11 protein-coding genes are annotated in these 14253 nt (G+C 48.5%); 6 read left to right on the top strand and 5 right to left on the bottom strand.

The features are described from left to right. Nucleotides 1-81 precede the first annotated feature (81 nt). Genes rbsC through rbsD form a run of 3 tightly spaced genes read right to left on the bottom strand, consistent with a single transcriptional unit; the run spans nucleotide 82 to nucleotide 3007 of the window. The gene (gene rbsC, locus AB8599_RS20310) at nucleotides 82-1062 is read right to left on the bottom strand and encodes a ribose ABC transporter permease (protein WP_407333545.1); all 981 of its coding nucleotides are present in this window, start codon (nucleotides 1060-1062) and stop codon (nucleotides 82-84) included. Continuing rightward, nucleotides 1059-2564: a ribose ABC transporter ATP-binding protein RbsA gene (gene rbsA, locus AB8599_RS20305; RefSeq protein ID WP_407333544.1), complete on the bottom strand. Its 1506-nt coding sequence runs from the start codon at nucleotides 2562-2564 to the stop codon at nucleotides 1059-1061. Before rbsA ends, rbsC begins: the two co-directional genes overlap by 4 nt. Before the next feature lie 23 nt (nucleotides 2565-2587). After that, entirely contained in the window at nucleotides 2588-3007 is a 420-nt protein-coding gene (gene rbsD, locus AB8599_RS20300; protein WP_407333543.1) for a D-ribose pyranase, read from the bottom strand. Nucleotides 3008-3367: 360 nt separating this feature from the next. Here rbsD and AB8599_RS20295 point away from each other — a divergent pair, with 360 nt between their 5' ends. From AB8599_RS20295 to nhaC, 3 genes are all read left to right on the top strand, one after another. Further along, nucleotides 3368-3808 (top strand): hypothetical protein, encoded by a 441-nt coding sequence (locus tag AB8599_RS20295; RefSeq protein ID WP_407333542.1) that lies wholly within the window; start codon nucleotides 3368-3370, stop codon nucleotides 3806-3808. Then, nucleotides 3766-3987, top strand: a complete 222-nt coding sequence (locus AB8599_RS20290; protein ID WP_407334443.1) for a DUF4260 family protein — start codon at nucleotides 3766-3768, stop codon at nucleotides 3985-3987. The genes AB8599_RS20295 and AB8599_RS20290 overlap by 43 nt, the downstream gene beginning before the upstream one ends. Before the next feature lie 416 nt (nucleotides 3988-4403). Further along, complete coding sequence (nhaC, locus tag AB8599_RS20285) at nucleotides 4404-5834, top strand: Na+/H+ antiporter NhaC (RefSeq protein ID WP_407333541.1); 1431 nt, start codon at nucleotides 4404-4406, stop codon at nucleotides 5832-5834. 93 nt (nucleotides 5835-5927) lie between these two features. Here the strand turns inward: nhaC and AB8599_RS20280 are convergent, their stop codons facing one another. Beyond that, nucleotides 5928-8438, bottom strand: coding sequence for a CoA transferase (locus tag AB8599_RS20280; protein ID WP_407333540.1), 2511 nt, complete (start codon nucleotides 8436-8438; stop codon nucleotides 5928-5930). A gap of 156 nt (nucleotides 8439-8594) precedes the next feature. Next, on the bottom strand, nucleotides 8595-9524 hold the full coding sequence (locus tag AB8599_RS20275) for a LysR family transcriptional regulator (protein ID WP_407333539.1): 930 nt from the start codon (nucleotides 9522-9524) through the stop codon (nucleotides 8595-8597). Between the two features lie 283 nt (nucleotides 9525-9807). Here AB8599_RS20275 and AB8599_RS20270 point away from each other — a divergent pair, with 283 nt between their 5' ends. The 3 genes from AB8599_RS20270 to AB8599_RS20260 are packed head-to-tail and all read left to right on the top strand — an operon-like array spanning nucleotide 9808 to nucleotide 14047. Next, nucleotides 9808-11379, top strand: a complete 1572-nt coding sequence (locus tag AB8599_RS20270) for a BCCT family transporter (protein WP_407333538.1) — start codon at nucleotides 9808-9810, stop codon at nucleotides 11377-11379. Beyond that, nucleotides 11376-12536, top strand: coding sequence for an iron-containing alcohol dehydrogenase (locus tag AB8599_RS20265; RefSeq protein ID WP_407333537.1), 1161 nt, complete (start codon nucleotides 11376-11378; stop codon nucleotides 12534-12536). Before AB8599_RS20270 ends, AB8599_RS20265 begins: the two co-directional genes overlap by 4 nt. Nucleotides 12537-12553: 17 nt before the next feature. Continuing rightward, on the top strand, nucleotides 12554-14047 hold the full coding sequence (locus AB8599_RS20260) for a CoA-acylating methylmalonate-semialdehyde dehydrogenase (protein ID WP_407333536.1): 1494 nt from the start codon (nucleotides 12554-12556) through the stop codon (nucleotides 14045-14047). Nucleotides 14048-14253 lie beyond the last annotated feature (206 nt).

Raw genomic sequence — 14253 nt, 5'->3', positions numbered from 1 at the left:
CTCTTTTTTGTTTTAAGTCGCGCCTGAGAGGTAGGGTTCAGGCGCGTGTTCTACACGTTCGTTTGAGCAAAAATGGGAGTGTTACTTATTTTTGTTATCAACCATGACCGCCGCCAATATCACCACGGCTTTGGCAATCATTTGGAAGTAGGAGGAAACATCTAACAGGTTCAACGCGTTGTTGAGGAAGCCGATGATCAGTGCACCAATCAAGGTACCCATGATGCGGCCTTTGCCGCCCATCAAGCTGGTGCCGCCAAGAACAACCGCAGCAATGGCATCTAGCTCATAGCCCATACCCGCCGTCGGTTGCGCAGAAGACAGACGCGAGGTGACGATAATGCCTGCTAGCGCTGCCAGAAAACCACAAATCGCATAGGCACCAATTTTGACTTTATCGACATCAATACCCGATAGACGCGTGGCAGATTCGTTGCCACCCAGCGCATAGATGTATCGGCCAAAACGAGTGTGGTTAAGCAAATACCAAACCGCAGCAAACACCACCACCATCAGCCACACAGGGACAGGAATACCGATCGCGTAGCCCGTACCAAACCATGCAAATGCATCAGCCGTGTCGGTAAAGCCTGTCGAAATAGGACGACCTTCGGTGTACACCATGGTCACACCGCGCAACAGTGTCATGGTGACCAAGGTCGCTATAAAGGCTTGCACCTTGCCTTTGGCAATGATGATGCCGCTGATGGCACCTAACACGGCGCCTGCAAACAATGCCGTTGGCACCGCCACCAGCACAGGCACTTCCATGGCAATCAAGCTGGCGGCAAACGCGCCACAAAGCGCGAGCACTGATCCAACACTCAAATCAATGCCGGCCGTGAGGATAACCAGCGTCATCCCTACCGCAATAATGGCGTTAATCGACGTCTGGCGCAGAATGTTCAGAATGTTGTCGACGGTGAAAAAGTTCGGGTTTAGAAACGACACCACGGCAATCAAGAGCAGCAATGCGATCAGGGATTTTTGTTCAATCAACCACGCTTTGCTAAACAGTTTTTTGTTATCAGAATCGGATTGGGTTACGGCGTTGCTACTCATGCTGCATCCTTCTTAACGTGTTTACCTACCGCGCAAGCGAGTAGTGTTTCTTGGTTGGCTTCTTTGGCGTCAAACTCACCGGTAATACGACCTTCATGCATCACCATGATGCGGTCGCTCATGCCAAGCACTTCTGGCATGTCTGACGACACCAAAATGATGCTGGTGCCTTCACTTTTGAATCGGTTAATCAGTTGATAAATTTCTTTCTTCGCCCCCACATCTACACCGCGAGTTGGCTCGTCGAGAATGAGGACACGAGGCTTGGTCATCAGGCCTTTGGCTATTGCCACTTTTTGCTGATTACCGCCGGAAAGATTGCCAATGAGTTGGTCTCGGCTTGGGGTTTTTATATTGAAAAGTTGAATAAAATCATCCACCGCGATCACTTCGTCGCTGTGATTGATTTGCATGCCTTTGCTCAGCTGATCGAGCGAGCAAATAGACATGTTCTCTTTCACGGAAAGGCCAAGAATAAGCCCATCGCCTTTACGGTCTTCTGAGATATACGCAATGCCATTGACAAGGCCATCACGCGGGCTGATTGGGTTAACCAACTTGCCATTGAGCTTGATGTCGCCACCGTGCAAAGGCAGCGCACCGTAAATCACTTTCATCAGCTCAGTACGCCCTGCGCCCATCAAGCCAGATACGCCCAAAATCTCCCCGCGTTTAAGGGTAAAACTCACCGCTTTCACACCTGGACCAGATACGCCCATCACCTCTAGGCAAGTATCACCATGCGTCACAGCAATGCGTGGATATTGCTCTTCGAGTTTGCGCCCCACCATCATTTCAATCAGGCCGTCTTCATCGGTATCTGCCACGAGGCATTCGCCGATAAATTTGCCATCACGTAGCACGGTAATGTCATCACAAATGGTGAAAATTTCTTTGAGACGATGGGAGATGTAAACGATGCCGCAACCTTGGTCGCGAAGCTCATTAATCACGGAAAACAGGGATTCGGTTTCGGTGTCCGTCAACGCATCCGTTGGTTCATCCATGATGATGACTTTGGATTGGAACGACAGCGCTTTGGCAATTTCCACCATTTGCTGTTCGCCCAAACTTAACGCACCAAGCCGTGTTTTCGAGCTGTGTTTCACATTCAAACGCGCGAGTAACTTATCCGCTTCTGCGAACATCTCGCTCCACAAAACGCGACCAAACGCGCTCGTGAGTTCACGGCCAAGAAAAATATTTTCGGCGATGGTTAGGTCAGGGATCAGGTTCAGTTCTTGGTGAATAATACTGATACCAGCTTGTTGAGAATCACGCGGGCCTTTGAACGCTGCAGGCTTGCCCTCATAATGAATCGTCCCCCCATCGAGTTTGTAAATACCCGTCAGCACTTTCATCAGCGTCGATTTTCCCGCGCCATTTTCGCCCATCAGCGCCATCACGCGTCCGGGGTAAACATTCAGGCTCGCCTTATCCAAGGCTTTCACACCGGGAAAGGCTTTTTCAATTTCGTTGAGCTGCAATATTGCTTGAGTCATGGTTTGTCCTCATTTCGCTCGGATCAGAACACAACGCCAGCTTGGAAAATGACGTTCGCATAGGGCGTGCATTCTCCCGTGCGAATCACCGCGTGGCTGCTATGGGTACGTTGTTTAAATGCCTCGTGAGACAGGTATTGAATGGCGATACTTTTGCCACAACGCGCTTCTTCTTGTTTGATTTCGTTGAGCAACGCCGCGTGGCATTCCGGGCTCACCGAAGCGAACTCTTCTGCCATGATCACACCTTCAATTTGGGATTCAGTCAGCACCACGCGCACCGTTTCCAGAAAGCTGGGAACGCCATGGGTTAACGCCAAGTCGATACGAGGCACATGCTGGGGAATGGGTAAGCCAGCGTCACAAATGGTGTATTCGTCGGTATGCCCTAATGTGGAAACTAAATGCGCAATGTCTGAATTAAGCAGGGTACTTTTTTTCATTCTTTTACCTTGTCACCGCGATGATTCGCGCAAAGTGAAGTTTTTTTATTTGCCGATGACGCTCTAAATCTCAAGACCATCGAAACGTTTCGCTGACAATAATCGAAACGTTTCGATGGGTCTTTATCTGAAATGAAGACCTGTGATTTTGATCGTCAAACCAGTCGATCATTGGCAGGGAAATTTGAGCTATTTCACTTTAAGGGGTTATCGCAGGTTGCTCGGGTAGACATAAAACAAGACCAAGCCCATGTTGTGGCACAAATATATTGTATTAAGAGACGGCAGAGCGCCTTCAATGATAGGCTTCTATACCCAAACAACCTCTTTTCATTTTATAGCCGTAGGCATTTTACTGACATGCTCGATCATAACGAATACCCCACAGTCTCAGGCGATTACCCTCTTACAGACGAATGGGCTGTCACGCTGCCGTCAACTTTTCAGACCAAAATTGAAGATGAAGACTTAGTCATCTGGAAATCAGGGCTGACCATTTGGTGCTCAGTTTGGGATATTGACTACGGTGAAACGCAACAGGACGCAATGGCTTGGGTGGTCGAAGAACAAGCTGAAAAGGCGTTCGACGTGCATCAAACGGAGAAAGATGGTCTGATTTTTTATCGTTATCGTTTGTTTGAAGAAACCAACGACTACAGCGTTGCCTCTGTGTATTGCTTCGTGTTCTCGCACTCAAGCTACATACAACTTGGTATCTATGTCGACGATGAAGCCGACTACATGCAGGCCATCGAGATCTGCGAGAGCATGACGTTCACCAATATGGCAGTTCTCCACTAACCGTCCAACTCGCCCTAAGCCTATTTTTTCCTCCGCCTGCGGTCACCTGTGCCAGCCTAATTGGGTTTGCACACATCGGTTTAGATCGCGCCCTTGGCGACGATTTGAAAGACAGCAATGCCTTTGTATCGACCCACCTCGCGCGCATTGGTCAACGGGCTAAGCACTCTGAATCATAACGCTATCTCTCGCTTTCAACAGAAATGCACATCCTACATTGCCCCAATGTAGGAAAACCTCTGCACGTCTCGCTTCTACAACACCCCCTTTGGGCCACATGACACATAGTCTGAAGTGACTTAGTCAAAAAACACTGAGGGTTCTCCCCTCTAACAATAATACGCATGTGTTGTTTTCTTTGGCGCATTGAAAGATGCCACCAAAGAGGGTTTCCAATGACGGATACGATCTCCCGCCAAAAACGAGAAAAGTGGTACCCGACTGAATTCAGTCCAAGGTACGGCTCGTCTACATCCGTGCATCATCTAAGAAATCGCTTTCTCTCTGCGTGGATCTTCTTTTGCTTAGAATCCATTTTTCACGCGACGAGTTCTCGGTTCTTTCAGATCAAAAAAACAAAATAACTGGAGGTAACATGAAGACGGATATTCCTAAAGGCGCACGAGCGCCGCACTTATGGGAAGCCATTATCTCGCTAATGTCACTCGTTCTCGGTATCAGTGTGTCGATTGTCATGTACGGGCTTGATCCACAAATCCCAATGCTATTGGGCGTTATCGTGGCTTGCATCATCGCGCTTCGTTGCGGGTTTACGTGGAAAGACATTCAAGCAGGCATGGTGAACGGCATTTACAATGCTCTCCCCGCGATGATTATTCTGATGATCGTCGGCTCGCTCATTGGTGTTTGGATACTCGCGGGTGTGGTGCCCACACTGATTTACTACGGCCTTAAAATCCTTGCTCCTGAAGTTTTCCTCCCTGCCTGCGTCCTCATCTGTGCCGTGACGTCTTTGGCGACGGGGACAAGCTGGGGCACAACAGGGACAATTGGGGTGGCACTGATGGGTGTTGGCGGCGGGCTAGATTTCCCACTACCCATTGTTGCTGGTGCAGTGCTCTCTGGCGCCTACTTCGGTGACAAAATGTCACCATTATCTGATACCACTAACCTCGCGCCCGCCATGGCGGGAACTGACTTGTTTACCCACATCAAGCACATGTCCTACACCACCGGGGTGACGATAACGATAACCTTGATAATCGAAACGGTGCTCGGCCTGCAATACAGCGCCAGTGGTGGCAATATTGAGCGCATCAATACCATTTTGACGACCTTAGACAACTCTTTCTTTATCAACCCTGTGTTATTCCTTCCTCTTCTGATTGTCCTTGTCGTCTCATATAAAAAAATGCCCGCCATCCCCGGTATTGCACTCGGTGTGATTGCAGGTGCCATTTGTGCAGCAAGTTTACAAGGTGCGGATTACAACGCGATCGCCAGTGTCGCCTTTGGGGGCTATAGCGCTGAAACAGGCGTATCTGATGTGGATTCCTTGCTCTCTCGCGGTGGTATGGATTCCATGATGTACACCATCAGCTTGATCATCGTCGCCATGATGTTTGGTGGTGTGATGGAACGAACCAACCAGCTTCGCGTTATCGCCGACAAAATTCTGGCCGCCGCCAAATCCACAGGATCATTGATCGTGTCGACGGTACTGACGGCAATCGGCGCAAACCTGATTCTTTGTGACCAATACATGGCGATTGTCATGACAGCACGAAGTTATGCAGAAGCATATCGAGAACGTGGTCTGGCACCAGAGAACCTTTCACGCGCCGTGGAAGATTCCGCAACCGTCACTGCCAACCTTGTACCGTGGAACTCAGGGGGCGCTTATCAAGCCGCCACCTTGGGCGTTGCAACACTGGCTTACTTGCCGTTTAATTTCTTTTGTGTGCTATCGCCGTTAGTCACCATTTTGTTTGGTGTGATGGGTTGGACGATTTGGAAAACAGATGACAGTGAACCACGTGAATCAAGTGTTGAACGTGATTTGTAGGTCGCATAAGCGCTTGGTTTTGAGCTTGTTTTAGACACACAAAAATGGCGCTCCTTGAGCGCCATTTTTATTGCATGCAATCAGAAAAACACATTAATTGGGCAAGAAGACCTTCGACCAGCCGTCACTAACAACACCATCATCAACCAGTTGTTGAATCACGTCATCGCTCAAATCTAGCTCTTGAAGAACTTTGCGGCTTGATGCACCAAATCTCTCTGTAGGTTTCAGCGCAACAACGTCTGCTATGTTAGGGCGTATTGCATAATGATCGACAATGGTGGTTTCTAGCCCGCTTGGGTGCTGGTCATATATCGAGAATGCATAGCTGCCTAAATGACGCCCAACAAGGCCATCATTTTTTCTGCTGTATTGCTCACGTAGCCATTCGATACTTTTAATTTCTGCTGCCGCAATATCAAGTTCACAAAAGGTATTGATCCAATAGTCACTCGATTGCTTAGCTAACGCATCGGTAAAGTAGGTTTTTCGTTGCGTTTCATCGAGCGACGATACCCCTTGAAAATGCTTGAGAAGCTCAAAGATTGGCAGGTCGTTTTCACTCGCATCAAGGTAGAGCCAACCATCACTGGTTTGGTAGATGTGTGACAAACTGCCGTAACCCAGCACTTCTCGACCTGATGGCTCATTGAATGGAGCACGACCAACATAGTCATAACTATATTTGATCTGCGCAAAATTGGTTGTAGAAGATAATGATGTACGCGCACGCAGTGCTTGCCCTGTTCTTTCACGATGATACAGAGCCACTGCGATGCTTAAGCCGCCAGCGAAACCACAGTTCACATCCAAGGTGCCAAGATGTGCATGTTCCTCTGGGGTTTGCTCACCACCGAAGCGACTCATAATTCCGCTATGTGCCTGAATGATATCGTCATAACCAATGTAATCGGTTTTCTCACCGCGCTTCGGCCCACCTAAACAATCTAGGCGACAAAATATAACATCAGGGTTAATGGCCTTGAGGCGCTCGTCACTTAAACCCAGGGCTTCAACCTGCCGCGACGGTGCGTTTATCACCACCACGTCGCTATTCTTGACCAATTTTTCAAACACTTCTTTGCCTTGGTCAGTCAACATATCCATTAGCAGGCTGTCTTTTCCTATGTTGGATAAGAAACTGAAAAAGACACCAATCAACGGGTCATAAAGCGGTGTTGTAGGATCAAGCTTGGTGACTTTTGCACCGAAGCGTCCTAAAAATGCAGTAGAGTGGGGCCCTGCGATCACATTCGTGAGATCCAAAACACGCACACCGTTGAGCCATTGCTTATCTGCACCTTCCAAGGATGGTGCGTGTGAATATGCGGAATTGGAAAATGGGGCGCGTTGAGAAAACACGTCCACTGCATCAGCGAAATCGCCTTTACGACTTGGGAATACTTCGCACATTTGCTCTGCCATTTCCTCAAACCAAACCAATGGACCCGGCTGTTTCATTTCGCCATAAGTTTCATCGTTAACCGTCACGATCAAACCACTTTGATTGCAATGCTCACTGTTTACCCATTCTTGAGTCGTACGATGGGGCGCGCCGGGAATGCCATTTTCGCCAAAGAGTCTCCCCCACTCTTCCGAGGTTTTGGTTAAAAAGACCCGTTTCATCTTCTCGGATATTTTCGCCGCCCAATTTGCAGGCAATGGATACACACCAATTGACGTTTCTCCATCCCACTCTGCGACCGGCTGGTACAAATCAGCCACGTCAGGCAAGCCTTCTTCGAGAAGTTCATCGTAAAGTCCCGCAAGTTGTAAGCAACGTTTGGCATGGTTTCGGTGTGATGGGCAAACGACATAAAAGAAACGGCCATCTTTGCATTTGTAGGTGCGATAGAAGGGGTCGAGATATTCCTGCAACTCCTCATAAGTGACATCCATTTCCAGCCCGTTCTCACGACGATGTGCGATTTCATGCTCACGCATTGTCAGGTATCGGTCTGGCAGGCCGTCAATCACGATAGAGTTATAAGACAGCCCTTCCATCAGTGCCGCAGCTATTGGCACTTCAATGTGATCACCTCGACCGTGTTTTTCTCGCGCATACAAAGCCAACGATACGCCACTGGCCGCAAGGGATGTCGCATACGCAGAACCAAGCGCTAACGGTGAAAAGCTGGGGTTGCACCCCATAAGCACACGGTTAAACCCCATGTCGGTAAACACACCGGATGTTGCAGAAATCACCGCTTCGGTTGCTTTCCACTCTCTCCTCAAGGTGTCGTTCGAAGCAAAGCCGGGGACGGATAACGTTATGAGGCGAGGATCGGCTTCACGTAGTGCGTCGAAATCTATACCCAACTGAGACAGTTTGCCTGGCCTGAAGTTTTCAATAATGACGTCTGCAGATGCACAAAGAGTCAGCGCCTTCTTTCGGCCTTCATTTGTCTTTAAATCCAATTCGATGCACAGTTTATTCCTATTTAAAACCGCATTTGCCGGATCATCCCACATTGGGCCACCTGGGGGATCAACGTGAACAACATTCGCGCCCAGATCGGCAAGAATCATCGCAACGGCTGGCCCTGCAATATATTGACCAAAGTCAACAACGTTAATTCCGGCAAGCGGCAGTGTATTTCTCATTTATTTTCGCTCCTACCATAGAGATATTTACCTGAAATGAGAAACCCTCCTTTCCAAAGGGACGAGGTTTCATTACTGGCGATGATAGTTTGCGATGTGAATGACGACTATTAATAAAAATTAGGCCTTAGCGCATAAAAAATTAATAGACTTAATTTATTGCACGTATAATTCTCGATAAGAATTATTCGATACATCATGCCCCACTTCGTTTAGAATCCAATCGATAAATAGCTGTGCATGGGAGTGCAGAACAACTGAATTAGGATTCACTAAATAAAAAGCTTCTCGCGTTGCAACTTCCGTCTCAAATAAGCGAACAAGTTTACCTTCATTGATATATCGCTTCACTAAACTGCTTCGACCAAGAGCTATACCACCATGATTTACCGACACTTCTAGCGCATTAACCAAGGTATCAAATTGGCTGCCATGCTCAAATTCCGCGTATGGCAAGCCCATGCTGGTGAACCAATGCCCCCAACCATCTTCATAGCCAATAACATGCAACAGCTTTTCATTTAATAGCGCTTTGGGGCCAAATCCCGAAGGTAGGCTTTCCGCATATTGCTTACTGCACACAGGATATAAAGTATCCCATGTTAACCGCCGCGCATTCAGGTGCGGCCAACGCCCATTCCCATGGGTGATCTCTAGGTCACAATCGCTTGAACCGCTACGATTATTGACCCATATATTACTGGTAATCTTGAGATTAACCTCAGGATTGCTATCTATGAAAGTCTGCAGCCTTGGTGCCAGCCAATGAAGAAAGAACACCATATTGACACGCACATTCAATAGCTTTGCTCTTCCTTGACCAAAAAGTTCTTCAGTGACTTCTGATAACTTTTCAATGGATTCATGAACGACCGGCATATAAGCAGAACCGGCCTCGGTCAGTTCTAACCCTCGCGGAAGACGAATAAATAGTGCAGTCCCTAATTGGCTTTCAAGCCCTTTGATCTGCTGACTCATGGCAGCTTGCGTAATATGCAGCTCTTGCGATGCATGAGTAAAACTAAGGTGTCTTGCTGCCGCTTCAAAGGAACGAAGCCAATTCAATGGGGGAAGTCTTTTTTTCATATTTACTTTACGTCCTTATATTTACCTCCTCAATGTAAACCATTAAATCCGGGTGTGCCGTAATAAATTCGAAACAAAATCACCATGTATAAATTTTCTTATGTCTGAGGATTCGTTTTTTTTGATTGCTCAAAAATCAATAAACATGGAGTTTAATAATATAGAAGAATTAATACTTACAGCACTAAACATTTTTTTAGCATTCAACGATAAAAGCCATAAATATGGAGTGTGATTAATATCACTAAAAACATAATAAAAAGGCATTAACAAGGAGCATTCAATGCAACACGAAATAAATCCAGAGGAACGCAAAGGCTTTTTTGCCGGCGTTAATCCTGTCATGGCAATAGGTTCCTCTCTACTCATTATATTATTTGTTCTTTATACCGTGCTCGCACCGGAACATGCCAGTAGCGTTTATTCAGCGTCGAAAAGTTACATTGCAACAAATTTAGCTTGGTACTACGTCGGGTTAATGAGTACCTTTTTATTTATCTCGATTTATCTTGTATTTAGCCGATACGGCAATATTCGTTTAGGAAAAGATGATGAGAAGCCTGAATTTGGCTTCTTTTCATGGTTTTCAATGTTGTTTGGCGCAGGCATAGGCATTGGTATTCTTTTTTGGAGTATCGCCGAGCCTATGTACCACCTTCAAAGCAACCCTTTCATATCACCTGAAAATGCCATGTCTATCGATGCTGGACAGGTCGCAATGCGCGTCAGTATCTTCCACTGGGGCCTTCATGGATGGGGCTTATTCGCGCTTTGTGGTCTCTCTCTCGCCTATTTTTCTTACCGCAAAGGGCTTCCTCTTTCGATTCGTTCCGGTTTATACCCTTTGCTCGGTGATCGTATTTATGGCCCGATCGGCCATGCGGCAGATCTTTTGGCCGTGTTCGGTACAGTTTTTGGTATTGCCACCTCGCTAGGCCTTGGCGCGCAGCAAATGAATGCGGGGTTAAATTACTTGTTTGGCGTTGATATCAATACCACGACACAAATAGTCATCATCGTTGTCATCTCCATGATCGCCACATTCTCGGTCATCACTGGCGTTAACAAAGGCATCAGGATCCTCAGTGAACTCAACATGCAACTCACAGTCGTCATGCTGGCATTTTTCATTATCTTGGGCCCGACGGCTTACGTGATTGGCTCGTTTTTCACCAACTTGGGCGACTACTTGCTGAACTTCACTTCGTTGGGATTGTGGGTAGATCCCGATCCAGCGCACACTTGGCAAGGCTCTTGGACCATTTTCTACTGGGGTTGGTGGATTGCATGGGCACCGTTTTGCGGCATCTTCATTGCCCGTATTTCACGGGGACGCACCATTCGTGAATTCATCCTTGGCGTGTTAATTGCGCCAACCTTACTTGCCACTTTCTGGATCACCATTTTTGGTAATACCGCGATGTATATCGAGCTGTTTGGCGGGGGCGGTGTCGTTGAAGCCGTAAACAAAGACCTCACACTCTCGCTGTTCACCACCATCGAGCTAATGGATGTGGGCCCGATTCTCACCACCCTTGGCGCTTCCATTTGCACCATCATGCTCGTCACCTATTTCGTGACATCTGCTGACTCAGCAACGCTTGTTATTTGTACGCTTATCTCTATGGGTAGCGCACATCCCCCCACCCGCTACCGCATTTTTTGGGGTATGACGATTGGCTTTGTGGCGGCTGTTCTCTTACTCGCTGGCGGGCTGGGCGCACTGCAAACCGCCTCTATTGTTGCGGCGTTGCCCTATTCGTTCGTCATCATCGCAACGGCCGTCGGCCTCTACAAAGCGCTGCGTAGAGAGCCCCTTCCCGGAAAACCTGACACGCTAGGAGAAGCAAAATGAGTGCATCAGTCACCTTACCCAGAATGATGGAAATTGGGGGCGGCGCTATTGCACGCATTCCCGACATGGTTAGAAACTTGAATGCCAGCCGTGTGCTGCTGATTACCGATAAAACCATGGTTCAATTTGGCTATGTCGACAAAGTTCAAGCACTGCTGACGCAAGCAGATATTGAATCGCGTGTCTATGCAGACACCATCCCCGAGCCAACCGCAGGTTCAGTGAATGAAGCGGTGCAAGTAGCCAAAGATGGTGGCTTTGATTGCCTTGTTGCACTGGGCGGCGGTAGCGCGATAGACAGCGCAAAAGCCATCAGCATTCTTGCACGATTTGGCGGAGTGATGCGTGACTACAAAGTGCCTCGCATCGTGAATGAAGAAGGGTTGCCCATCATTGCCATCCCGACCACGGCGGGCACTGGGTCAGAAGTCACCAAGTTTACGGTGATCACGGATGACGCTACCGATGAAAAAATGCTGTGCGTGGGTTTAGGGTTTTCCCCCACCGCTGCCATTGTGGATTATGAACTCACCATGACCTTGCCTGCGCGAATTACCGCAGACACCGGGATTGATGCGCTCACTCACGCCATCGAAGCTTATGTTAGCCGCAAAGCGAGCCCGTTTAGTGACTTTAATGCGCTCGAAGCAATGCGTTTGATCGCGCCAAATCTGCGCAAGGTTTATCACACCGGCAATGACACCATCGCTCGTGAATCCATGATGCGTGGTGCAACGTTAGCAGGCATTGCGTTCTCCAACGCCTCTGTCGCCTTGGTACACGGAATGAGCCGCCCGATCGGTGCTTTCTTCCATGTGCCTCACGGTCTTTCTAACGCCATGCTTTTGCCCAGTATCACGGCGTTTTCCATCGAAGCCGCGCCTGAGCGCTATGCAAAATGTGCGATTGCAATGGGTCTTGCCACCGAAAGCGACCCCATAGAGGTGGCCAACACGAGACTTGTTGAAGAACTGATGGCGATTAATCAGGAACTCAACGTACCGACATTGGCAGAGTTTGGCGTATCACAAGACGAATTTGAATCTGTGTTGGAGACCATGATTGAACAGGCGCTCGCGTCTGGTTCGCCATCAAACAACCCTAGAATACCCACCCCTGATGAAATGAAATCGTTATATCGACATCTTTGGTCTTAAGAGAAAGGAGCCCCTCAATGGAAAAAATTGGACATTTGATCAACGGTGAACTGCGCGAAGACTGCACAGACACGCAATTGGTCTACAACCCTGCCACAGGTGAAGCAATCAGAGAATTGCTGTTGGCACCCGATGCTCTCGTCAGTGAAGCTGTCGAGATCGCCAAAGCCGCTTTCCCCGCGTGGCGCGATCAGCCCGCGATTAAACGTGCGCGCATCATGTTTCGTTACAAGCAGTTGCTTGAAGAAAACAAAGATGAGATTTGCAAACTCATCGGCGAAGAACATGGGAAAATTGCGCATGACGCCATGGGCGAGTTGCAACGCGGCATCGAAAATGTGGAATACGCCTGCTCCGCCACGGAATTGCTCAAAGGCGAGTTCAGCAAAAATGTCGGCCCAGCTATTGATTCTTGGTCGGAACATCAGCCACTTGGCGTTGTGGCAGGAATTACACCGTTTAACTTCCCTGCCATGGTTCCGCTTTGGATGTTCCCAATGGCTCTGGTGTGTGGGAATTGCTTCATTCTCAAGCCCTCCGAAAAAGACCCAAGCACCTCATTGTTCATCGCCAAACTGCTCAAAGAAGCGGGGCTTCCTGATGGTGTGATGCAGGTCATTCAAGGTGGCAAATCGGTGGTTGATGGCTTACTCACCAATGATGGCATTGAAGCGGTTAGCTTTGTCGGCAGCACACCAATTGCAAAATACATTTACGAAAAAGCCAGCCAGAATGGTAAGCGCTGTCAGGCACTGGGTGGCGCGAAAAACCACGCCATTGTGATGCCAGACTGCGACCTCGAAAACGCAGCGAATCAATTGGTTGGCGCAGCTTACGGGTCATGCGGCGAGCGCTGCATGGCATTGTCAGTTGCGGTCGCTGTTGGCGCTGAAACAGCAGACAATTTGGCTGCCTTGCTCACGCCTAAACTCGCCAAGCTTCGCGTTGGCGCGTTTTACGACAATGACAATGACTTTGGGCCTTTGATCAGCCGTGAGCACAAGCAAAAAGTAGAAGGATATATTTCTTCGGCGGAAAACGATGGCGCCACCATTGTCGTTGACGGCAGAAACCCATCTATTGAGGGCTATTCAAGCGGGTATTTTGTCGGCCCAACACTGATTGATAACGTCCTACCGACCATGACGAGCTATCAAGAAGAAATCTTTGGCCCTGTTCTGCAAATTGTCCGCGTAGACACCATGCAAGAAGCCATGACATTGATTGATAGTCATATCTATGGCAATGGCACCTGCATTTTCACCCGTGACGGTGAGGCGGCGCGGTATTTCTCGGACAACATCAAGGTCGGTATGGTCGGCATCAATGTCCCGCTGCCCGTGCCTGTGGCATACCACAGCTTTGGCGGATGGAAGCAATCCTTATTCGGCGATTTGCACGCCTATGGCCCTGATGCCGTGAAGTTTTACACACGCAGAAAAACCATTACGCAGCGTTGGCCATCGGCGAACGTTCGAGAAGGCGCGGTTTTCTCTATGCCAACCCTTTGATCGTTTCGTCAGTGGTTTAGCCCGATAGACCTCGGGAAAAGTCAGGTCTCTTCGCCCGCAAGGCAAGGCAAGGCAAGGCAAGGCATATCGCAGTTAAACGTTTAAAAAGGCAACGCCCTAGGTCTCGATGACTTAGGGCGTTTTTCTTTGCCTGCAAAACCACAACAAGCGAGATCGCTCACTTCGTAAATGAGTTGTTAACGAAT

The organism is Enterovibrio litoreus (genome assembly GCF_045679545.1).
Lineage (GTDB): Bacteria > Pseudomonadota > Gammaproteobacteria > Enterobacterales > Vibrionaceae > Enterovibrio.
This window is presented reverse-complemented; position numbering and strand designations above follow the sequence as displayed.